Annotated in this window: 23 protein-coding genes; 6 read left to right on the forward strand and 17 right to left on the reverse strand. The window is 48.8% G+C overall.

The features are described 5' to 3' along the window. Positions 1–58 precede the first annotated feature (58 nt). Together MHI45_RS05680 and MHI45_RS05685 are read left to right on the forward strand one after the other, a co-directional pair. Positions 59–1,858 (forward strand): cache domain-containing sensor histidine kinase, encoded by a 1,800-nt coding sequence (locus MHI45_RS05680; RefSeq protein WP_076112405.1) that lies wholly within the window; start codon positions 59–61, stop codon positions 1,856–1,858. Beyond that, entirely contained in the window at positions 1,851–3,476 is a 1,626-nt protein-coding gene (locus MHI45_RS05685) for a response regulator transcription factor (RefSeq protein ID WP_076112404.1), read from the forward strand. The genes MHI45_RS05680 and MHI45_RS05685 overlap by 8 nt, the downstream gene beginning before the upstream one ends. A 163-nt stretch (positions 3,477–3,639) precedes the next feature. Here the strand turns inward: MHI45_RS05685 and MHI45_RS05690 are convergent, their stop codons facing one another. The 3 genes from MHI45_RS05690 to MHI45_RS05700 all read right to left on the reverse strand — a co-directional run bounded on the left by MHI45_RS05690 (position 3,640) and on the right by MHI45_RS05700 (position 6,338). Beyond that, positions 3,640–4,419, reverse strand: coding sequence for a CPBP family intramembrane glutamic endopeptidase (locus MHI45_RS05690; protein ID WP_076112403.1), 780 nt, complete (start codon positions 4,417–4,419; stop codon positions 3,640–3,642). Positions 4,420–4,545: 126 nt separating this feature from the next. Next, positions 4,546–5,100 (reverse strand): hypothetical protein, encoded by a 555-nt coding sequence (locus MHI45_RS05695; RefSeq protein WP_076112487.1) that lies wholly within the window; start codon positions 5,098–5,100, stop codon positions 4,546–4,548. Positions 5,101–5,225: 125 nt separating this feature from the next. Further along, positions 5,226–6,338, reverse strand: a complete 1,113-nt coding sequence (locus tag MHI45_RS05700) for a copper amine oxidase N-terminal domain-containing protein (protein ID WP_083675770.1) — start codon at positions 6,336–6,338, stop codon at positions 5,226–5,228. 109 nt (positions 6,339–6,447) lie between these two features. Between MHI45_RS05700 and MHI45_RS05705 the strand changes: the two genes are divergently transcribed. After that, positions 6,448–6,855: a hypothetical protein gene (locus MHI45_RS05705; protein WP_076112402.1), complete on the forward strand. Its 408-nt coding sequence runs from the start codon at positions 6,448–6,450 to the stop codon at positions 6,853–6,855. Here MHI45_RS05705 and MHI45_RS05710 read toward each other — a convergent pair. Together MHI45_RS05710 and MHI45_RS05715 are read right to left on the reverse strand one after the other, a co-directional pair. Next, the gene (locus MHI45_RS05710; protein ID WP_076112485.1) at positions 6,797–7,336 is read right to left on the reverse strand and encodes an HAD-IIIA family hydrolase; all 540 of its coding nucleotides are present in this window, start codon (positions 7,334–7,336) and stop codon (positions 6,797–6,799) included. The genes MHI45_RS05705 and MHI45_RS05710 overlap by 59 nt on opposite strands. Positions 7,337–7,352: 16 nt before the next feature. Then, on the reverse strand, positions 7,353–7,844 hold the full coding sequence (locus MHI45_RS05715) for an AAA family ATPase (protein WP_076112401.1): 492 nt from the start codon (positions 7,842–7,844) through the stop codon (positions 7,353–7,355). A 160-nt stretch (positions 7,845–8,004) separates the two neighbouring features. Here MHI45_RS05715 and MHI45_RS05720 point away from each other — a divergent pair, with 160 nt between their 5' ends. Beyond that, the gene (locus MHI45_RS05720; protein ID WP_076112400.1) at positions 8,005–8,373 is read left to right on the forward strand and encodes a hypothetical protein; all 369 of its coding nucleotides are present in this window, start codon (positions 8,005–8,007) and stop codon (positions 8,371–8,373) included. A gap of 79 nt (positions 8,374–8,452) precedes the next feature. Here MHI45_RS05720 and MHI45_RS05725 read toward each other — a convergent pair whose 3' ends face one another. From MHI45_RS05725 to MHI45_RS05745, 5 genes are all read right to left on the reverse strand, one after another. Then, positions 8,453–8,656: a hypothetical protein gene (locus MHI45_RS05725; protein WP_038594117.1), complete on the reverse strand. Its 204-nt coding sequence runs from the start codon at positions 8,654–8,656 to the stop codon at positions 8,453–8,455. 98 nt (positions 8,657–8,754) lie between these two features. Beyond that, complete coding sequence (locus MHI45_RS05730; RefSeq protein WP_076112399.1) at positions 8,755–10,743, reverse strand: chemotaxis protein CheA; 1,989 nt, start codon at positions 10,741–10,743, stop codon at positions 8,755–8,757. Between the two features lie 17 nt (positions 10,744–10,760). Beyond that, the gene (locus tag MHI45_RS05735) at positions 10,761–11,186 is read right to left on the reverse strand and encodes a chemotaxis protein CheW (protein WP_076112398.1); all 426 of its coding nucleotides are present in this window, start codon (positions 11,184–11,186) and stop codon (positions 10,761–10,763) included. Positions 11,187–11,209: 23 nt separating this feature from the next. Further along, positions 11,210–12,136, reverse strand: coding sequence for a methyl-accepting chemotaxis protein (locus MHI45_RS05740; RefSeq protein ID WP_256718183.1), 927 nt, complete (start codon positions 12,134–12,136; stop codon positions 11,210–11,212). An 80-nt stretch (positions 12,137–12,216) separates the two neighbouring features. Continuing rightward, positions 12,217–12,798 (reverse strand): MCP four helix bundle domain-containing protein, encoded by a 582-nt coding sequence (locus MHI45_RS05745; RefSeq protein WP_144024382.1) that lies wholly within the window; start codon positions 12,796–12,798, stop codon positions 12,217–12,219. Positions 12,799–13,084: 286 nt separating this feature from the next. Between MHI45_RS05745 and MHI45_RS05750 the strand changes: the two genes are divergently transcribed. Both MHI45_RS05750 and MHI45_RS05755 read left to right on the forward strand, forming a co-directional pair. Further along, on the forward strand, positions 13,085–14,422 hold the full coding sequence (locus MHI45_RS05750) for an MFS transporter (protein WP_076112397.1): 1,338 nt from the start codon (positions 13,085–13,087) through the stop codon (positions 14,420–14,422). A 41-nt stretch (positions 14,423–14,463) separates the two neighbouring features. Then, positions 14,464–15,219 (forward strand): PIG-L deacetylase family protein, encoded by a 756-nt coding sequence (locus MHI45_RS05755; protein ID WP_076112396.1) that lies wholly within the window; start codon positions 14,464–14,466, stop codon positions 15,217–15,219. Between the two features lie 80 nt (positions 15,220–15,299). Here the strand turns inward: MHI45_RS05755 and MHI45_RS05760 are convergent, their stop codons facing one another. From MHI45_RS05760 to MHI45_RS05790, 7 genes are all read right to left on the reverse strand, one after another. Beyond that, positions 15,300–16,172, reverse strand: coding sequence for a tetratricopeptide repeat protein (locus MHI45_RS05760; protein WP_083675768.1), 873 nt, complete (start codon positions 16,170–16,172; stop codon positions 15,300–15,302). A 26-nt stretch (positions 16,173–16,198) separates the two neighbouring features. Continuing rightward, complete coding sequence (locus MHI45_RS05765; RefSeq protein WP_076112394.1) at positions 16,199–17,158, reverse strand: ATP-binding protein; 960 nt, start codon at positions 17,156–17,158, stop codon at positions 16,199–16,201. Positions 17,159–17,217: 59 nt separating this feature from the next. After that, positions 17,218–18,072 carry a phosphotransferase gene (locus MHI45_RS05770; RefSeq protein ID WP_076112393.1) on the reverse strand — a complete coding sequence of 285 codons (855 nt, stop codon included), beginning with the start codon at positions 18,070–18,072 and terminating at the stop codon, positions 17,218–17,220. Between the two features lie 94 nt (positions 18,073–18,166). After that, positions 18,167–18,991 carry an alpha/beta hydrolase gene (locus tag MHI45_RS05775; RefSeq protein ID WP_076112392.1) on the reverse strand — a complete coding sequence of 275 codons (825 nt, stop codon included), beginning with the start codon at positions 18,989–18,991 and terminating at the stop codon, positions 18,167–18,169. Positions 18,992–19,231: 240 nt separating this feature from the next. Continuing rightward, the gene (locus MHI45_RS05780; protein WP_076112391.1) at positions 19,232–20,074 is read right to left on the reverse strand and encodes a GNAT family N-acetyltransferase; all 843 of its coding nucleotides are present in this window, start codon (positions 20,072–20,074) and stop codon (positions 19,232–19,234) included. A 1-nt stretch (position 20,075) separates the two neighbouring features. Next, positions 20,076–21,065 carry an MBL fold metallo-hydrolase gene (locus MHI45_RS05785; RefSeq protein ID WP_083675766.1) on the reverse strand — a complete coding sequence of 330 codons (990 nt, stop codon included), beginning with the start codon at positions 21,063–21,065 and terminating at the stop codon, positions 20,076–20,078. Positions 21,066–21,311: 246 nt separating this feature from the next. Continuing rightward, entirely contained in the window at positions 21,312–22,487 is a 1,176-nt protein-coding gene (locus tag MHI45_RS05790; protein ID WP_038594145.1) for a sugar ABC transporter permease, read from the reverse strand. Between the last annotated feature and the right edge of the window lie 8 nt (positions 22,488–22,495).

A 22,495-nucleotide genomic window follows, 5' to 3' on the forward strand; every position in this document is an offset into this window, starting at 1 on the left:
TTCACCGCAGCCTCGTACTATAATTTATTTAGACATCCCAGGAGACGGAAGTGAAGACATGTTATCACCCTTTTTTTCATTTTTGACGCGAAGCTTCTATATCAAAATGATTCTGGTCATGCTTGCCATCTCCATCATTCCGCTGATTGTATTGTCGTATATTTCTGTAAGCGTCTCCAGCAGGACGGTTGAGGAGCAGGTGAACCGGCTGAATGCCCAGCTCGTAAATCAAGTTGTGGACCGGATCGAGCTAACCATGTCCAGATTCCGGGAGCTCAGCGAACAGTATTCGCGGATGTCCTCGATTCAAGGAGCACTGGTCTCGCCTTCCGATCAATATTTTGAAGAGGTTGTCCGTAAAAAAGATCTGATCTCCGTACTCAGTACCGCTTCGGCGATTATCGGCAATGTTGAGGGCCTGCAGGTGTATTCCGCTGTGACCGGCGAGATCCTGTCTTCCACCGAAGCCCCTTCGCCGATGGCAGCATCACCTTACAAACCTCTGATTGAGCATTATCTGGAGTCCGGTAAGCCGGGGCTTTTCTTGGATAAGCATTCATTGCCTGAGCTCGATATATTGAATAGTTCGACTTATTATATCTCCCGTATCCCGTTTTACCAATACGAGGATTTGCAAGGCATTCTGCTGATTTCGATGAAAAATGGCGAATATCTGCGCCAGATCCAGAATATCCAGCTAGGCTCCACAGGCTCTATTGCCCTGGTAACCGACGACGGCAAATCCATCGCTACTACCAGCAAGCTGGGTGGAAATGCAGAGGAAGAACGCATCCACAGCATATTAAGCCATTGGAAGAATCTCCAGCAGCCAGGTCAATTCCGCATGGACTCTTCAATTATTTCCGTCAAGCAGACGTCAACCTATGATAAATGGATTGTCATTTCGGAGATTCCATCCAAGCAGCTTGGAGAGAGCACAGTGATTATCCGCAGAACCGTGATGTATTTCCTGATCCTGCTCGTTGGGCTTGGCGCACTTTCTGTTGTCGGCTTCGGTTATCATCTGTACCGTCCCTTGCAGGCCGTACGGCGACAGGTCGACGCCATCAAGAAAGGGCGTTTCGATGCGCGGGTCACGCATTTTGCCAACAATGAAATCGGGGATCTCGGCCGGATGCTGAATACGATGGCTGTCCGCATTCAGGATCTGCTGGCGGATCTGCATGAATCGGAGGATTTGAAGCGCAGACTGGAAATCAGGGCGCTGCAATCTCAGATTAACCCCCACTTCATGTATAACACGCTGAACACCATCCGGATGTTTGCGATCATGAAGGACTATGACGGGATAAATTCGCTGATGGGCCGTTTGGTCGCACTACTCCGCTATTCGATGGAGAATTACGAGCAGACCGTTATGCTGCAGCAAGAGCTTGACTATCTTGAGGATTACGTAGGCCTGCTCAATATGCGTTATAAATGCCGGATCTTACTTGCGCTAGAGATTGAAGAACCGCTGCAGCGGCTGCAGATTCCTAAGCTGAGCCTGCAGCCGCTGATCGAAAATTCTGTCTTTCACGGTATTCTTCCCGCCAAGGTAAGCGAAGGCCATATTACTATTAAAGTGTTCTCTATTCCCGAATCATCCGCAATCATGATCGAGATCAGGGATGACGGCATCGGTATGGAGGATCAAGAGCTGGAGAAGCTGAAGCTTCATCTTCCCCGTGAAGAAATCAGCGACAATATCGGGCTGCAGAATGTCTGGATGAGGATGCGGCTGATGTTCGGCCGGGACACCCAGATTATGCTTGCCAGCAAACCCGGGGAAGGCATGGCGATCACTTTCATACTTGAACAGGACTCGGTAAGAGTAAAGGAGGAACAGCATGAATAACTACAAAGTCATCCTTGTTGAAGATGAATACCCGGCCAGAACGGTCTTCCGGCACATGATCGAGCAGCGCAGCGACCTGTTTACCTTTAGCGGGGAGGCAGAAGACGGCCAGGAAGGCCTGGAGCTATTTCTGCAAAATAAACCCCAGCTGATAGTTACAGACATTACGATGCCGGGGATGAACGGGCTCGATATGCTGCGGGAAATTGAGAGCAGCGGCCTGCCCCGGCCGCAGATTGTTATTCTGACCTGCCATCAGGATTTCCATTATGCCCAGCAGGCCATTCATCTGAAGGCGGATTCCTACCTGATCAAGGATGATTGTCTCTCCGATCCGGAGCTGCTGACCCGCACTCTGGAGGAGCTGACCCGCAAGGCCGTTTCGCTTGAAGAGACACGGGAAAAACAAATGCTGCTGGAGCAGAGGGTCCGCTCAAGTGAAATTGAGATCGAGCAGGGTTTGTTTCTGGAGATGCTCCGCAATCCCGCCAACGAATCGAGCTGGCTGCAGAGCCTTGAGCAGGCTGGCATTCCGGTTGGCCGGGGCCGATTTAGAGCCTTGGTGCTGGAGCTGGACAGAAGCTCCCTGCGTTTCTCCATGGACCAGCTTGAAGAACTTAAGCTCTGGCAGTTCGCCGGCGTCAACGTTCTGAAAGAGCTGCTGGACAACCAAGGTGTGGGCAAGGTAGTCACGCTGGACCAAGGGCGTTTCTTTGCAATCTATACGGACGAGCGCCGGCTGGAAGCATCCGGGCTAATGGAGCAGATCCTGGAGAGCTTTGCCTCTAATTTGAAGATAGGAGCCATAGCACTGGAATATGTCTTCGAAGCAGGGACGGGCAGTGATGCCGGCACGCTCAAAAAGCTGGCTTCCGCTGCTTATCCCTTCTTCTACCAAGCCAATCAGACCTTAACTGGTGAAGTGTGGCAGCAATCTCTGAAATTCCAGCGCATCCCGGAGCCTAATAGCCGCTTTTGGATCAAGGTGCTGAAGACTGCTCTGCTGGAGTCCCACTTGAGCTTATCCGCGCTGGACCAGCAGCGCAGTGCCTTTTACCACCAGGCTGCGGAGCAACACTGGGAACCCGAGCAGATTAAATCCCTATACCTGAGAGTTTTTTTGGAGCTCAGCCAATTTATTGTTGACGCGGAGGGGGCAGCCGACCTGGAAGCTTCCTGCCGGAAGAAGCTGGAGGAATGCCAGACCTTCCATTCTGTTCATGACGCCATCTGCAGTTCCTTCCGCAAGCTGCAGCAACTGCAGGGTGAGGGCACAAAGCTCGATGCCTCGATGTCGAGAATTATCCGGCGGATGCACGAGGATTTGGCTTATCCCTATAAGCTGGAAGAGCTGGCCGCCTCGATCAATTACAGCGTCCCTTATTTTAGCAGTATGTTCAAGAAAACCGTAGGCGAGAGTTTTATCCAGTATTTGACCCGATTACGAATAGAAAGGGCCAAACTGCTGCTCTTGACCTCCGATCAGAAAACCTTCGAAATCGCCGAAGCAATCGGGTTCGAGAACTACCGCTCCTTCAACCGCATCTTCAAAAAAGAGACCGGGTTCTCTCCCTCGGATTTCCGCAGGATCGGTGCGTCTGCCGAAGCCAGCGTCTAGAATCCGCTGGCTCTTACCGCTGGCTCTTACCGCTGGCTCTTAACGTCAAAAGGCACCTTCAGCATTAAGCTGAAGGCGCCTTTGATAAGTGGTGAAGCAATTCATTAGTCGCAGCACTCAAACCACTTTTTGCAGAATCAGGGGTTGCTCAATGCAGCCTGACCTACCTGTGGTTCCCGACCGTTTTGCCGACTGGTTGGTTGACCTTGTTTCTGCGCACCAGGTTGTAAGCCAGATAGATTCCATAGATCAGGTACAAGATATTCAAGATGGAAACCAGCAGAACTTCCTGGTCCAGATTCTCATTGCTGATCAATGCAAGCGCATCATAGGCAAAATGAAACACGATCAATGGAATAATGTGGTTTGTAGTTTCAATAAGCAGTGCAAATATGAAACCGAGCAGCAGCGCATTAATGACCTGCAAAAGAATATGTATTATATTACTTCCGTTTAATGCATTAGCCATATGTAGGACGCCAAAAAAGACGGAGGAGAACACGATGTAAAACACCGGCCCCTTGAATTTCAGTTTATCCCTGATGATTCCCCGGAAAACGGATTCTTCCGTAAAGCCCACCAGCATGGTGAAAATTACAATAACCAGAATGTCGACCGCAGAAAGCTCAAAGTTGATGCCGCTCATAATAGGTTGTACAAGTGCGATAATAAGCAGCGGTACATAATAGAGAGCTTCTTTTGCCTTGGACACGCCAGTGCTTCTGAAGCCGAATTGGGCTAAGGTGCGCTCTCCTTTTGTCATATACAGCGTTACAATAACAGCCATGACCAAAAATGCTACAGCTTGGGCAATCATCAGCCCCGTATCGTCCAGTTCCATGATGGTTCCGGCTGCGGATGCGACTGAAATCAATACAGTCAGCAGAACCCCCAGCATGAGTGAAAATAAAATCGGATGCCCTTTTGCAGTGTTTTTTACCATTACTCGTCTCCTCTGTTATACAATCTAGTGTTCATCGCCATGCAAAGGGCAATAATGGATTTATTGTAATCCATTTCTGTGACTTACGCCATATTTATCTACACAATTCCGCTATGATTCCTTTTTTTAAGCTTCAACTGTTCTCCCCAGTGGTCCATCATCCCAGACCTGCACTTCAATATATCTCTCCGGCCCATATGAGCCATCTCTGTTCCATTCCTGAGGCAAGCCATATTTCTGAATGAGCTCTAAGATTTCTTGGTAGGTGTAAATCTGCCTGCGATATTCCTTGCCGTCATTCACCCGCGGGCTAAAGGTGGGAAACAAATCGCCATAGGAGAACGAGAGGGTGTCCAGTTTAAACTGTGAAATAGGTATTTGTACAAAAGCACTTTCCTTATACCAGTCACTAAGCCAGTCGCATGGGCCAACTACCATATAATGCGGGGCTTTTCTTACAGGCTTCCCGCCTTTTAAAAGGAACAGTTCTCTGGCTAATCCCTCTAACTCCCGTCTGCGAACTAAATACCCCTGATCTCGGCGGGAGGCCATCACCTCGTTTTGTTTGCGGATTGATTCCAGAACTTCGTCTGCCTGCGCTTCGCTCAAATCGGATAAATTGGCAAACGGGCCTCTGGACTTCTCATAATAATGATATAAATAGTCAGCGGGACTGCACATACTTACACCTTGCCTTTCTATAATGAATCGGATCAGACATGCTTTGAGGTAGTGCAACCGTTCACAAAGAGCAGCGAAGACAGTAAAATGACCGCAAAAAAGCATTTGTTCAAATCTGCCACTCCTTAATATTCATTCATTCGATAGTTGTATATTTTATCTTCTCTGCCCAGCTTAAACTGCAAAGTATTGCTTTCACGTTTGATAAACTTCAATTCGTCTCCGTAGTAAGGCACGTCGTTCGTTTCCGCATATTGCTGCTGTTCCTGATTCAACAGCTCCTTGTACAACAACGTCTTTCCGCCTGTCTTGCGGTCAATAAACATTAGAATTCCCTTCTGATTCGGACGGATCAACAGGAAATCATCATCAATTCCTTCCACCAGATAATTATCGTCTTCACCGCCGAGTTTCACCAGGTCCAGGGTCTCCTTCACCTTCCCTGTTCCGTCCTCAATTACCCGGAGGATCTTGCCATCCGTAAGCACCAGATTATTGTCATACATGGCTACGTTATTTCCGAACCGGTTGTAATAGCCGACGCTCGCCTGCCGGATCACCACTCCGTTCTTTATCACCAGGGTGTACCATGTATTGTTAATATGAGGTTCACCGTAAATATCCGAGAGTGTTAAGTGGATTAAACCACCGGGTGTCTTCTGGAACTTGAAATCGACCATGTCGTACAGCTTGGAGCCGAGTTTAGCAATCAGCTGCGGTTTTCCCGGCGCCTTTGCGGCATACAGCTTGCCGGACTCTTTAACAACAGAATACGTGATACCTTCAAATGTTGCGTTGATGCTTGCAAAGGTCCCAAGCCCTTTGGCGGTATAGACAGCATGAGCCGCATCCCAGCTTACTGTCTGCCCTTCCAGCGCCTGCACCACAAAGCGTGCAGGAAGATATAATTGCTCTTTATACCGGAACGGCGCTCCTCCTAATTGAACTGTTTTCCCATCAAGCACAGCAGTCTTGCTGCCAACCGTGACAACCACTGTTTTTTCCCATCCAACGTATTTGGCCCGTAGATCTGCCTTATCCCAGGCAACCCGCAGACCCGCCTCTTCCAGCAGACTTGCCGGGACAAACGCAGTGCCGCTCTTAACCAGTGCCGGAACAGTACCCTTGCCGCCATTCGCCACGTAATAAATAAACGAAGCATGGGTAGCCGCTGACGATATTGCCGGGAACAGAAACAGCAATAGCAACATAGGAGCAAACAGCCATATTTTTCTCATAATCTATCCATATCCTTTCTTCACTTTACTTTATTTTCTAGTTCTCAGATAATTATAAGACTCATGGTTTTCCAAAAAGTTGCAGCTGTGGATGAGGAGGCGGATATTTATGTTGGAGGGATGCGGACGTTTGCTGCTTAACTTCTATTTGGTTTGCTATAAAGTCATCCTTAACATACTGAGCCTCGACCGGACGCCGCTGTTTACCGTTCTCTTCGACAACCACTTATTCTGCGGTTTCATCTCTCTAAAAACAATATTGCACTTTAAAATGATCCTGCTGCTCTCCAATCATCTCGTACAAGGTTATGATCTGGTATGTATAGCCGTTATTTCTATTAAAGGAGGATTATTTGCTATGGGCAACAATCTGTATAGCCGCATAGAAGCGAAGTTCCAGGAGCGTAAGCTCAAGCCTTATTATGAAAAAATTAAACACATCCGCTGGCTGCCCTGTCTTAGCCAACTTTCAATGCAATCAGCCATTGTGCGGCTTCCAGCAAATCTGCTGCAATAAAGTCCGGCTCCGCCGCCTCATACCAATCCTTGCGGTAAGCCATAAGCGAATTTTCGCCCCAGCCCGTACGGACAAGCACTTTGATTGCGCCCACTGCGGCTGCTGCCAGCATATCCGTTGTTCCAACATCACCAATAACCGCACATTGTCTCAAATCCAAACCATGTTCCTCGGCTGCTCTAAGAAGCAGCCCTGGTTTGGGTTTCTGGCATTCACAGTCACTCCCGGAGGAATGAGGACAAATGTAGGAGGCGTCCATCCCGAAGGACACAAACTGGCTGGTAAATTCCGCCTCACTGGCTTGGCCAAGAGCAATTCTATGCTGATTAGTTAGCGCAAAGACCTTGATCCCCTTCTCTTTAAGCAGATGTATCGCGCCCAACGCGAACGGGAACAGTTCAAAATCGCGGGGATGAATAAAATGTCCGGTTCCCCCCATCGTCCCGTCACGGTCTATGAAAACGGCTTGAAGATTATGCATATGCATAAAGCCCTCCTTATTGACTGATGATTAATTTCATTTGTTCAACAACTTCGTCCACACCGTGGCTGCTTGTATCTATTTTAGTAGTCCTCATGTTCCAGTATAAGCATAATCGTTCGATACTGCTAAGAATTTGCTCTTCCGGTCTATGGTCTTGCTCCATTCGCTGCCTTAGTGCAGTCTCCGAAGAGATCAAGGTAATCGTTTGTGTATCAAATTCCAGATCATCTAGCCGTTTCAGAAGACCTTGCAAGATCTCTTCGCGATGAAGTACCCAACTGAAAATGACATGTTCAAATGTAGAGTTCGTCAAGAAGTTTCTTAGCTGATATGTAATGTTATTCTCCACCATGGCTCTGTTTTCATCGTTTACGATCCAGGGATTCATCATCCAGCACCAATCGCCGTCCAGACATATGGAATGATTTAGCACCCCTTTCAGACTTCTGCATACGGCTGATTTCCCGAAACCATTGGGGCCGTTGACAACAATTAACTTTTTCATGACATCCTCCTGCAAAAGATATTTACACATAGTTCCAATGAACTATTCTTTTAATAAATTTCAGTAGGAAATGATCCTTTTGCATGATATAATCTCTTAGTCCATCATCGAGAATTTATCCCCATTAAAAATATGGGTTTGCAGGAGGATCACTATCATCATGAACAATCAGATTAAAATAGTTAAAGTATCTGCAGAGATAGAAAAGGATGAATTTGATTTTAAGGTGAGCCCTTGGCGATTGCTGCTTGAGACCAACCGTTATTACGAGATCAAACCCGAGCTTGGACCTGTAAAGAGAATCTATAAAGAGAAGCTTAATACCGTTACCGATGAAACGAAGTCTTATGCCGACGGTATTCTCTCCTGCTCCGCATTTTGCATTGAAGACCGGGTTAATGAGATGCAGTTGGAGATCCTGCGCAAACTGCAGTTGAAAATCAATTCGTTCAGAGATGAACTGCAGTTAAACCAAAAAGCAATCGAACAACAAAAATTCTTACCAAAAATGAAGGGTTCAACGGAATAAATGAGAAGTGGATTTCCTCACAAAGTTAAAGAGCCGCAGGTGCGCAGTAGTCGCATCTTCGGCTCTTTGTCGTATTGTTCTATACCAGCTCTGCGTTTTTCAGGGCATGCTCCCAGCTTGGAAAATAATACAATGCGCTCCGCATCAGCTCCGGATCCTGCTGTTTTACCTGCTTTTTGTTGATTGTTCCGTTGGATTGAAGCTGCTTGATCCGGTTGATAACTTCATCAGATCCCAGTGTAATATCCACATCACCACTCCTTTCCCTTAAGTCTTCTTCCATATTTTTCTCCATCCTGTAAAGTTCTATACAGGGCTCTATTGAAAAAGAGTGCTCCATCAGCCATTCTCCCGGCTGATGAAGCACTCTCTCATCATAAATTAATGGCTTACGAGATAGGAAGCATCCAAGATGATAGCCACCCGTCCGTTCCCCAGAATGGTCGCCCCGGATAGATGGTTCAAGGTCCCGAGCATGGTTCCGAGCGTTTTGATGACCACTTCCTGATTGCCCAAGATTTCATCCACTGCAAAGGCAGAAATTTTGTCGACTGATCTGACAATGACAATCGAGATCGTTTTGGAACTGCGCTCAACACGCGGATAATGCAGCTTGTCCCGCAGCCAGGAGAACGGTACAATCCGTCCATGGTTGATAATCGCCTGCTCCCCTTGGATCGTCTGAATCTCTTCCGGGTGAATACGTACAATTTCAGCAATGTTGTACATGGGGAGAATCAATACCCGGCCTGACACCTTGACCAGCAATCCCTTGATGATCGCCAAGGTGAGCGGAAGCCTGATCGTGAATGTCGTCCCTTTACCCGGCTCTGTATCAATATCAATGATTCCGTTCAACCTTCCGATTTGGCTGCGGACAATATCCATTCCCACACCACGTCCGGATACATCGCTCACCTCGGAAGCCGTCGAGAATCCAGGCTCAAAAATGAGATGAAGCGCTTGAAGCGGCGTCAAATGTGCGGCCTGATCCTCTGTAATGATGCCTTTGCGAAGCGCGGAAGCCTTGATATTCCCGGCATCAATGCCCTGACCGTCGTCTGCCAGGGAAATCACTACATTATTCTCTTCGTGGAAGGAGGACAGGGTAATTCGCCCCTTCGCCGGTTTGCCTTTTGACGCACGCACTTCGTGGCTTTCGATTCCGTGGTCTGCACTGTTGCGGATTAAGTGGATCAAGGGATCGCTCAATTCCTCGATAATCATCCTGTCCAGTTCGGTCTCGCCGCCCTGTACCACCAGCTCTATATCCTTGCCGAGCTTTTGCGCCAGGTCTCTGACCATACGCGGGAACCGGCTGAAGAGCTGGTCTATAGGCAGCATGCGTGTCTTCATCACGCCTTCCTGCAATTCCTTGATGACACTGCCCATATGATCGGATACGCCACTGATGCTCTGCAGCGCTTTAGCAGGGTCATTGCGGATGCCAGTCGTCTTCAGATCCGCTAGTGAGGTCTGGTCTATCAGCAATTCACCGACCAGATTCATCAGATGATCGAGCCGTTCCACACTGACCCGGACCGTCGGTTGATTACCTTTGACCCGTTCTTCAGCCGGAGGCCCGGACTGTGGCATATTTGCCGGCACTTCTGTAGTAGCTATCTCTCCGCCGGCAGCTTCTCCCGATTCGAATGGAGTAATCGCCAGAGTTTGCACATCTGAATCCCCCTCCAGCTGTGACTGGATCAGCTGCGGCTCTTTCGATGTTGCAACCACTACAGCGAATCTGCCGTAACGGCTGTCTTCATCTTTATCTACAACTTCACCTGGTGAAAGTGAGGCGGTAATAACCGATCCGCAGATATCTTCGATCCGCTGCAACAGGATGAAATGGCGTGCTGCCTTCATCTGGCAATCCTCTTTCAGCGAAACTCCGATCATTAGGATCAGTTCCCCGGCGGCAGTGGCTTCCTCTACTTTAAGATTCTCAGCGGCACTTAATACAGGCGGGCGGACCGGCTCTTGCTCTGCAGGTTTGTTAATCAGCGCTTTAATCTCCGAAACCACAGAACTGCAGTCATCATAAGCTTCCCCGCTGATATATTGGCTGCGCAGCTTCTTCATGGCGTCCAGTGCGCTAAAGAGTGTATCAATCAGAATTGCGGTGATTTCCGGTTTTTTCTCACGTACCCATTCCAGCGCATACTCCACTTCATGGGTCAAATCACTCATTTCCCGGAAGGCCATCGTTGAAGAAGAGCCCTTGATTGTATGCGCGGCCCGGAACAGAACTTGGATCAGCTCGGAAGAAGGAGATTGTTCAAGGGTCAACAGGGACTGGTCCATCCGCTCCAACTGGTCGTTCAGCTCTTCTATGAAAATATCTCGGTAGGCAGACAGCTCCATCATTATTTATATTCTCCTTTCTATCCGCCCAATATTTCCTCGAGCTTCAAGATCCCAATAAGCTGGTCTCCCTGTTGTCCAATGCCATGAAAAACACCTTCTCTACTTCGGCTATGCCCTCCAGTAGGCGGATGAATTTCTCCGTAGGTAGTCACTTTGTTCACTTTATCTACGATCAAGCCTACGAATTCATCCCGGCAACGGACTACGATAATCCGGGTTTCTCTTGTATAGGGCTCATCCGACATACCAAGCAGATTGCGCAGGCTCATGACACAGACTACTTTGCCCCGGAGGTTCACCACGCCCTTAACTTCATTCCTGGTGAACGGTATATCCGTAATGCTCAGCATCTTGATGATTTCATGAATCTCTTCGATGCGGATCGCACAGGTCTCGGCACCCACGGCGAGTTCAATATATTGTTCCTTCTGCAGCGCGGACATGTTGTCACCTTCAGTCTGTAAAATTAGTGGGTTTTGAATGCGGCAGCGGAAATGGCCAATTCTTCAGAGAGCTGAGCCAAAGACTGGCAGGTAGCTGCAGTCTCTTCAGAAGCAGCGGCGGACTCCTCACTCGAAGCCGAGATCGCTTCTACCGAACTCATAACCTCAGCAGCCTGTGCAGACTCTTCCTCGCACGCCGCAGCAATTTCATTCACTTTAAGCGCGGAGTTATTCACCATCGCGATAATTTGCTCAAAAGCCTGGCTGGTCATCGAAGATTGCTCCACACTTTCGGACACGGCCCGGACACTCTGCTTCGTATTTTCCTGCATCGCTTTAATAATCTTCGTAATTTCCTTTGTCGCCTCGCTGCTTCGTTCCGCCAGCTTGCGGACCTCATCGGCTACAACGGCAAAGCCGCGGCCCTGCTCTCCGGCACGGGCTGCTTCAATGGCTGCATTCAGCGCAAGCAGGTTCGTTTGCTCGGCGATATCGTCAATGACCTCAATAATATCGCCAATCTTGCTGGAGTCATCCTCCAGCTGAGTCATCTTGTGATTCACAGCCTGCATTCCCTGAAGGGATGTCTCGACCACATATCCGCCTTCACGGGCAGTTCTGACCGTATCATTAGAGAGCTCTGCTGCTTCTTCTGCACTTACAGCCACAGAGTTAATGGCAAGCGACAGTTCTCTGAAGAGTTCAGTGATGTTGGCTGCCGCAGCCGACTGGCTGGTGCTGGTGCTGGAAATTTCCTGTGTGCTTGCAGATATCTCCTCGGAGGAAGCGGCAACACTTTGCGAATTCATCACGATACCATTGATCAAATCCTTTAAGTTGGTCACCATCCGGTTGAGCGCAGACGCCAATTGACCCACTTCATCCTTGGAGGTAACCTCCGCTTGTTGCGTCAAATCTCCGTCAGCCACCGCGGAAGCGAGACTAAGCATCTGCCGTAGAGGTCTAGAGATCGAGCGTGCAATGAAAGTTCCAATAAGGATGCTGATTATGACCGCAGCGACTACCACGGCTATAGTAACAACCAGGAGGTGTTATAGGTTTGTTCCGAACGATGGTTGGTGGCTTCTGCCAAGCTTGCATTGAAAGCAACCAGCTCCGTCAATGTCACTGCAACCTTCTCTGATTGCAGGCTCAGAACTGTTTTATTAAATTCGTTAAATGCCGTAATATCCTTATTCTCTGCGATGGACATGCCCTGCTCATAAAGCGTTAAATAGGATGGGTATTCGATATCGAACGTCCGCAGCAGTTCCTGCTCCTTCGTGGTATTGGCTACCGCACGGAAAGTATCGATCTTTTGTTCGATACTCTCACGGGCTGCAGCAATCTCGGTCTTGATCTTAGCCTTTGCTTCAGCTCCGCTCTCTGTGCTCATATTCCGCAAATATAAACGCATATTCATAAAACTGATCTGTGCTGCGGATAAATCTCTTACGGAAATCAAATTGTTGTTGTACATTTCATTTGTGTTTTTGTTCATCCCCCGCAGCGTCGATATCGAATAGACACCGAATCCCGCCAAAATCACAGCGACTAGCAGAAAAGCTGAGATGATTTTCTTTGCTGTTTTCATGTTACTGAACCACTTCATGAGTACTCCCCCTGGATACGATCTTTGTGTGTGTCCGGTGTTTAGCTGTGCAATTACGCAATCTCCCCAGCACGCCTCCCGGACAGCATAGATATATTTCGACAAATTTCGTCGATTTCTGAATAGTTTATTTTTGCATTGCCAAAAAAAAATCTAAAAATCCATACGCTTTGCTTCAATTACGAAATATCCGGAATCGTTATTTGCGCAAACATTATTACAATATACATATCCAACCAGTTACACTGCAATCATCTTTAACTTCAGCGGAAATGAGGGAGGTCTCATGGGAACGAAGGTACCCTTCAAAGAAAAGATTTTTTTCTCCGGGGGATTGCTGGGCCAGAATATTCTATACAGCTTTATGTCGATGTACATTTTGTTCTTTTACACCGATTTATTGGGTATACCTGCTACCACGGCCAGTCTAATTCTGGTGGTAGCCAGCATAGTCGATGCCTGTCTTGATCCGGTAATGGGGATGATTACAGACAAGACCCGCACAAAATGGGGGAAATTCAGACCCTATCTGCTGTTCGCCCCGTTCCTTATCGCGGCTACTACGGTTCTGTGTTTCTGGGATTTCGGAGGTTCCCCTACACTGACGTTAGTAATCGCCTCTATCTCCTATCTGTTATGGGGTATGTTGTATACCGTATGTGATACGCCGCTCTGGGCATTATCCTCTGTAATCTCCAAAGACCCCGATGAACGGACGCTGGTAGTTACCTTAGGGAAAATTGGCGGTACCCTCGGAGCCGTAGCCGTTACCATTGGTGGCATCCAGCTGCTGCTCGCCTTCGGCGGCGAAAGAAACACGGATGCTTACCTCTATTCCGCAATCCTCGTAGCCGCTATTGCGGCGGTCTCTATTTTTCTCACTGGATTAACCTCCAAAGAAAGAGTAACCCCTTCGCCCGACAAGATTTCCTTTAAGACAAATCTGCAGACGATTTACAAAAATAAGCCTTTGCTGGCCCTGCTCGCCTCACTGCTGATTATCAATTTGATTAACGGCATCAGGCAGAGCATTCAATTGTATTATGTGATTTATGTCTGGGGGGATGCGGTGTATGTCACTCAGGTGGGGATCAGTCTCGTTGTGGGGATGCTGCTGGGAATGGTAGCCACTCCGAAATTGCTGAGGTTGTTTTCCAAGAAAAAGGTGTTTATCGCCTCTTGCCTTCTGGGCAGCTTATCCTGTGTTATTCCCTATCTGTTTGGGGACGAGAATAGGATGTTTGCACTTGTCTTCTTCGGGATCAGCTTCTTTTTTTCAGGGATGACCATTATTGTGAGCACATCCATGCTGCTGGATACGATTGACTATTCCGAATGGAAGCTGGGCTTCCGGGGGGAGGGTATTGTTTTTTCAACGAATACATTCATCACTAAATTTAGCGGAGCTGTCTCCAGAATCATCATCGGTACAAGCCTTGGGTTCTTGAACTATGTTGAGAACCAGCCGGTAACCCCGGGTCTACAGCATGGGCTCAGCTTTGTGATGTTCATCCTGCCGGCGCTTTGTTTTGTCGCTGCCATTATCCCTATCCTGTTCTATAATATTAGCGACAAGCAAAGAGATCGTATATTGTCCGATTTGGAAATTTCCCGAGCCTTATAATCGTCTGAAGCTCGTACATTATGAATAAGGAGTGAATGGATATGGATTCATCTGCATTGCATACCCTTATGGCCCCTCCTGAACTCACGGGATGCCGCAAAATATTATGTGTACAACCCCATCCGGACGACAATGAAGTCGGAATGGGCGGCATTATTGCCAGCTTCGCGGAAAAAGGCTGCGAAATCCACTACCTGACCGTAACGAATGGTGACCTGGGGGCAGAAGATGAACAGCTGTCGCATGAAGAGATTGCCAAGATCCGAAGAGTTGAGCTGGAGGCAGCGGGGAGAATGCTGGGCGCTACGGAGTTTCATCAGCTGCAGCATGGTGATGGCACACTGGATCATGTGCCTTCATTGGCCGGAGAAATTGCCGAAATCATTCGAACCGTACAACCTGACGCCCTCTTCTGCCCCGATCCGTGGCTGGCCTATGAAGCACATCACGATCATATCGTTGTTGGCAAGGCAACGGCACAGGCCTTTCTCTTAGCAGGACTTGCCCGTTATCCCAAAGGCACCTCAACCAAACCGTGGCAGCCGCAGGCCATCGGGTTTTATTTCTCGTCAGAGCCGAATACGGTCATTGATATCACCGGAACTTTCGAGCAGAAATTTGCTGCAATGGCCCAGCACCGCAGCCAGTTCAGTGATGAATTACTGGCCCTGTACCGGCTCTACTTTGCAGAGAAAGGCCGGCAGTTGGCCCGGGATAATGATTTCGAAATGGGGGAAGGGCTGAAGGTGTTGTCTCCGCTGCACATGCATTGCTTCGTAGATGCGAAACGGATCTGAGGTCAGGAGGGTTCAGCACGGTAAATGTAAAAAGACACCAACGAAACGCTGGTGTCTTTTTACATTCCGGCTCAAGACTATCACATGCCCCTTCGTCTCCAGCCAAACACTTGCACATGTACAATGGCTTTGGTTACCCAGTGCGTCAGTACATACAATAGGATAAACAGCAGCACGAACGGCCTGAACAAAATCCATATAATGAACCAGGCCATAATGATCTGCCACCGCTTCATTCTGCGCACCAGCCGGGTAGGCCATAAAAAAATCCGTAACAGCTTGTGCTGCTGCTGGAGCGCCTCCAGAAATTCGCTCTGAATCTGCTTATCGTCAGGGCTTAGGCGTACCGCATTTTTCATGTATGTTTCTTTAAGCTTGTAATCCCCGCGGTCGCCCGCCGCCCATCCCAAATATAACATCACATATGGCATTTCGGCTCCATATTGAACCGCTTGACGGTCAAGTTCGGCTGACTCTTTCATATTGCCCAGCAGTGCCTCTGTATAGCTTAATGTAGCCAAATATAGCGGACTCTCCGGTCTTAGTTCCAATGCAAGCCGCAAAAGCTCCCTCGACTCTTTGTATTTCTGCTTCTTGTTTAGAAGATTAGCCTTCAGAAAAAAATAATGAGCTTCATAAGGATCAATCCGCATCGCTTCCTGCAGATTCTCATTCAGCGCTTTCTCGTTGTCCGTTTCGTAGTAGACACTGACGCGTACATACCAGGCCAACGTCTGCTCCGGTTCCCGGATCAGTGCCTCGTTCGCCCAATACAGCGCCTTTTCATAATTATCCATGAGATTATAAATATGGGCAATCAGTGCAAAAACATCCGGATCCTCCGGCTCTTCCCGCAGCGCCTGCTCTGCTTCTGTCAGAGCTTCCTTGTAACGTTTCCACTCGATGAGCTGATGTACCGCTTGAAGGGTATTTTGCTTAAATTGATTCTCCACTGTCAGCGCCTCCGTCACTCATCCCGCTATTTAATTCCGTGTTTCTTGGCATAGTCCAATACGATCTGGTAGTCCCGGTTGACATCGCTGAAGGTCGCATAATTCTTCGCGGTTGAGAACCATTCCAGTGTCGTGGCCTTCCGGGACTTCGCTGCTTTCTTCAGATCATCATTTGTAATCGGCTGGATCTCTCCGGTCTCAAAGGTGCGCTCCATCGCAGATTCTATGGCATCGCTCACCACCTGCTCCAGATCGGCACCCGAGAAGAACTTTGTATCTGCTGCAATCTTGGGCAGATTCAAGGCTTGAGCAGGTTTTCCGGCCATCTTCAGGCCCAGAATAGTCTCACGTTCGGACTCCTCCGGCGGCGGGACAAACACCAGGTGGTTGAAGCGGCCTGGACGCCGCAGTGCGGAATCGAGATACCAGGGTGTATTGGTGGCACCGATGACAAACACATTCTCATTCTCGGCTTGCAGACCATCCAGCTCCAGCAACAGCTGATTCACCAGCATCCGGTCATGATGCTGGCGCATCTGATGGCGGCTGCCGCCCATCGCGTCCAATTCGTCGATGAAGATGACGCATGGTTTGTTCTCTCTGGCTTTCTCAAAAATATTATGCAGGTTGTTCTCACTTTGGCCCACATACATCGCCAGGATGGCCTGCAGCTCGATATGCATAAAATTCGCTTCAATCTCACCGGCTACCGCCCTTGCCAGAAAGGTTTTGCCGCAGCCCGGAGGCCCGAACAGCAGCAGGCTGCCGCCCGCTTCTTTGCCGTAAGCTTTGAACAGCTCCGGCTGCTTCAGCGGCAGAATAAAGTTCATCCGGATCTTCTTCTTCACTTCTTCCAGACCGCCTACATCGGCGAAGGTTTCCTTAGGTTTCTCTGACTCGATAAGCGTTTGATCCTCTTTACTGAATTGAATGAGTTTCAGCCGCTTGCGCCTCTGTTCCATAAGCTCATCATGATCATCAGACATTCATCTCTCACCCCTATGGTTAATGTGATAAGTTTACCATATTTTAATAGGATTTGTTGTTACACCAGATGTGTTCTCCAGTGCTCCCAAGCGGTCAAATAGTCCTTCAAGTCATGCGGATGGACTCTGGCACAGATGCCAATCCGGCAATACAGCTGGAAGACTACCTCTTCTATCAATCTGGAATGTCTTATTGCCTCCTGCTTGAGCTGGTCAAACGCCTTAAACAAGGTGACCCTATTCAAGTCATCCGGTGAGGAACAGAAAGCATAAGTGAAGTCATAGATGAGTGGTCCAACCATCGGCGAAGGGTCAATGACGCCCACCAGGCTGTGATCCTGAAATACAAAATTATGAACACCTGTATCGCCATGCAGAAGATACTTGTCCTCCGCGCCGGAGATTCTGCCGGACAAGGCTTGTATTTTATCATAATCCTCCGCAGGCAATATGTCCCCCACATTGGAGCGTGCCTCTTCTAAACTGATTCTATTGAACTCAGCCCATGAATCCCGCGGCATTTCCAGGCGGCCCCATTGTGGTGCAGATGAGGTTTCATAATGGTTCAGAAGACCGGTTACAATGCCTGTCAGCCAATCTATCTTGGCACCGCGTTTATAATGAGTTGTACCCGCAGTATAGGTATACAGAATGAAGTTCCCGTACGGATCGGTATACAGCAGTTTTGGCAGCAGTGAACTCCCGGGATACGTTGCCAGCAGCAGTTCGGCGCAGGAAATGCTCTGCGGCCTGTCTACCTTCAGCACATATTTCGCTTCCTTATTAACAGTGAGAATGTAAACGAGACCGTCGGTTGTTCCTTTCATTTCCTCGTTGACTTGACTGTTCTGTTCAATCACTCCCAGGTCCTGAAGTGTATCAACAATCGCCTGGATATCAGGTCGCAATGTCATTCTAATCCGCCTCCAAATTTATACGTATTCTCTATTATAGGGACGGGTGATCCACAAGAGATAGGTATAGTTTGGATCTATTCAGACTTTGCACTTATTGGGCTTCTTCTTGCGATTCCAGAGCGAATCTCAGCAGACGGCTGAGAGCTGCGGGCAGTACCGTGACATGGCCCTCTTGCGGGAATTTGGCCAGGCTGACCTGCAAACCTTCTGCAGCAAGCGGGGCGAGCAGAACCGGCAGCTTCTCGGCATCCTCGACCATGTGATCCAGCTCTTCTGCGCCAATGGTGATCAGCAGTTTCCGCTGGAGTTTCAGCCCAGGGTACATGACGGAGAACCGCTTCTGCTCAAGCAGCAGGGAATAATCGCCCCACCAGACCGAAGGGCTGCCTGCTGCGTAATGGGTGAACAGTTGCGGCCGTGTGAACAGGGCATGCAGGACGAGCAGGCCGCCCAGCGAATGTCCGAACAGTGACTGGCGCTGGCTATCCACAGGAAACAGTCCGGAGATCATAGGCATGATCTCGTTCTGCAGCAAATCGAGGAAGCTGTCCGCGCCTCCATGTTCAGGCCATTCACTGCCGTCTGGCCGCTTCGGCAGTGATTCTAACTCCGCAGGCATCGTGAAATCATAGCAACGACGGGTCATGTCAAAGGGTTCACTGGAGGGATAGCCGATGGCTACAATCACAACAGGATCATAGCCATGCGGCTTGCGTGTCTGCAAGCGCGCGGACTCTGCCAGCGTATGAAATACGGCATTCCCGTCAAGTGCGTAGATGACCGGGTAGCCCTCCGGCGGCGCTTCCCCGGAAGGATGCGAGACAAGGATCCGGTACTCCAGCCTCCGCTCACCTGCGTAGAGGACATGCTCCTCACAACCGCGGTGCGGATAACTCCGTTCAAGTTCTTTACTCATTACACTTCCTCCTAATGATAACCATTCTCATTATTGGAGATTATAAAGGATACACGCCCGGGTATCCATGGACTCTATCCTGCTCCGGGCTTGGACAATGTGCTGAAAGCATCAATAACCGCTCTTCCAGCATCCGGTCAATCGCTACGGCCGATTATTCAAAATGCGTTCAACAAAAAGAGACACTACAATGTGTCTCTTTAGGAAATGATTGCCGCTTATACGCCTGCCCTTATAGGATTACACAGCCAGCCGGTAATATGGCAGAGTAACCGTCGGCCTAAAACCAAGCTTTTGCGCCAAATAATATGAACCTTGATTTTCCAAACGACAAGCCCATACCGGCTCCAGATTATGCTCCAGACAATAATCGATCAGTGCTGAGCATACAGCAAGTGCGCAGCCTTTTCCGCGATGATTCTCCGCCGTTTCGATTCCGATCTCCAGCTGACCCGCAGTGCGGCAAGACGCAAAAGAGGTAGCAGCAGCTTCTCCGTCTGAAACTAAAGTATAGCCTATCCCTTCGGCAGCAAAATGCTCCTCATCCCGCCAAAAAAACCGGGGAACGACCGCTCCGCTCTGAGCCAGGAACTGTTCTTTGGTCGTACGCATGATAATGCCGTCAGGTCGCGGAAGCTGCGCCTTGGCATCCATGTAAGCTTCTCGGTTGAAGCAGAAGTTCACTCTTGTATTCCGCTCAATGGCCCGGGAATGATTCTCCATGGATGAAATTCCGCTGTTTATCAGAGAGCTGTTATGAATAGATAAAATAGAATCAAGGATAGGGGTCCACTCTGCTGCCGGATCACTTTGCAGCCACTCCGCACTCTGTCTCCCCCCTGCTTGATTAGTCATATAATCATGAAGCCCCCGTGTAAATGCCTCGTTGCCGGCCTCTCCAAACAATAAGGACATGCCATAGGAATGCACCACATAGAAGGCACGGGGATTGTGCACAGCATCTACATAAACGCTGCCGGGAACAAGGTGCTCAAGCACTGCCCGTGCAAACATTGTGTTAATATTCACATGATCGAGCAGCGGCAAGCCTTTGAAATAATCCTTGCTTTCAAGTTGTAACATGTTATCCTCTCTCTTCTTTGAGTAGTAAATTAAAAAGCCAGCGGAAATTCCATTCATATACATGGGACATCATCCAATGATCATACGGTGCCGGTATCCCCTTCTCCAGCCAGCGATCTGCGGATTCTCCACTCTGGGCAGCGTTCTCCGTGTAAGCCTGGATATCAGTAAGGTAACTTATCATCTCTGCAATACTTTCCCTGCCGGTGACCCCGCCATGCCCGGGAATAACCAGATTGACATCAATCTCGCGCTCAATCCGTTCCAGAATTTCAATCCAGGCAACCGGAAAGCCGCTCAACATCGCCGGGTGGGAGTGGCTTAAGATAAGATCACCGGCAATCAACACCTTGGCGTCTTCGATATACACCATCGCATCGCTTTCCGTATGCCCGCCGCCATAGGTGAGCAGAGTAATCGAACGGGCCGAGCCGTGAATAATCAGTTGCTGCGAGAAAGTAACGGATGCTGTCACTCTATGGATCATAGGCGTTGCCGCCAGCAGCACAGCCTTGTCGGCAATTTCATAACCAAGCGCTTCGCTGAGCCGGGGATCTGCTGCAGCCTTTTTCCCTTGTTCCAGCATTTCGATTTGATTTCGCAGGCCGCTCTGCCAAGTATTCAGATCTGGAGCCCCACCTTGATTCAGCACCTCACGTGTAAGCACTGTGGAGATAATGATGCTGCCGGCAAACACCTGATTGCCATAATGATGATCTCCATGATAATGGGTATTGACTATGTATTTCACTGGCTTACCCGTAAGCAGCTCTGCCTCAGAACGTAGGAACTCGGCTGCCTGCGGAAGACTGAAGGTGTCTACAACTACTGTTACATCACCCAGATCTATAATCGACGCGTTCCCCAAAGCTCCACTTCCGGGAATAACGATAGCGGCCCAGACACCCTCCGACACCTGCTGCAATGTAAAATAAGGATTCGTATGCTTTACCTCCTCTATGTCTACCTTATAATGGTGCGAATCTCTCATGCCTTTCTTCAGTGAGCGATCACAGATTTATCAGACATTATACTATATTATGGGAAGCTTGGAGTAATCATTTATCAAGTGGAAACGGCTTTGCCGTCCTTTTTAAGGACGGTACCGTTTCAGCGAGAAATAGAAGGATAAGTTATCGTGTGAAACATATAAATTCTTATATTTTAGTAAAAAAAGCGGCGGAGTGCCTCTTAGCACTCCGCCGCTTTTTTAACCAGTGAGTTCTGTCTTGAAGAACTATGCTCTTTGCTTGCGTGTCATTACATCAAAGATTACAGCTGCGGCCAGCACGCCGCCACGGATCATGTACTGATAGGAAATACCAACGCCTAGCAGGTTCATGCCGCTGGAAAGTGAAGCCATAACGACCGCACCGATAATGGAACCGGTAACCTTACCTACCCCGCCGGCAGCGGATACGCCGCCAACATAAGCAGCCGCAATGGCATCCAGTTCAAACAGCGTTCCTGCTGTGGTAGTCGCCGACTGCAGGCGGGAAGTGAACAGAATCCCCGACAGTGCAGACAAGAGTCCCATGGAGCAAAATACAATATACGTAATTTTCTTAACGCTGATCCCGCTTAGATTCGCGGCTTCCGGGTTGCTTCCGACTGCGTAGATATGACGCCCGATTACAGTGGAGGTCGTCAGAATGTGATAGATGACAACGACGATCATCACGATGACTACTGTCCACGAGAAGCCGTTGTAACCTGCGAGAATCCAAGTAATGTAAGCAATGATGGCGGACACGAAGACCAGCTTGACGGTAAACATGCCGTTTGACAATACTTCGAAGTTGTATTTGAGCTTATTGTTCCGTTTGGAGAATTCAAAATAAATGAACAGGACGATAATGAGTGCGCCGATAATCAGCGACAGCAGATTCAAATTGCCAACCTTGGCGATGGCCGGGATAAAACCATTGCCGATCGCGTTGAAATGCTCATCCTTCACGATGATGGTTCCTGTCTTCTCCGTGACACGGAGCAGTGCACCTCTGAAAATCAGCATCGCTGCCAGAGAAGCCACAAAAGAAGGAATACCCATCTGTGCAACCAGGAAACCGTTAAAGAGTCCAACAATAATCCCCATGATCAAAATAAGCGGAATGGTGAAATAGACCGGAACTCCTGCCTGCGTTAAGAAGATGGCGGCAATTGCCCCCAGGAACCCGGCTGCAAAACCGACGGATAAATCGATATGCCGGATCACAATGACCAGTGTCATTCCGACAGCCAGAACAGCAATGTAGCCAGTGGCATCAATCAAGTTGCTTATATTCCGCGAAGACATAAACAGTCCATCCGTCATGATCGAAAAAGTCAGCATAATGACGAATAAAGCAATGTACATCCCATAATCCCGGATATTAACCTTGATCAATGATTTCGCTTCGTTAAATAATTTCACGGGTCTTC

Source organism: Paenibacillus sp. FSL H3-0321 (genome assembly GCF_038002865.1).
In the GTDB taxonomy this organism is placed as follows: Bacteria; Bacillota; Bacilli; order Paenibacillales; family Paenibacillaceae; genus Paenibacillus_AQ.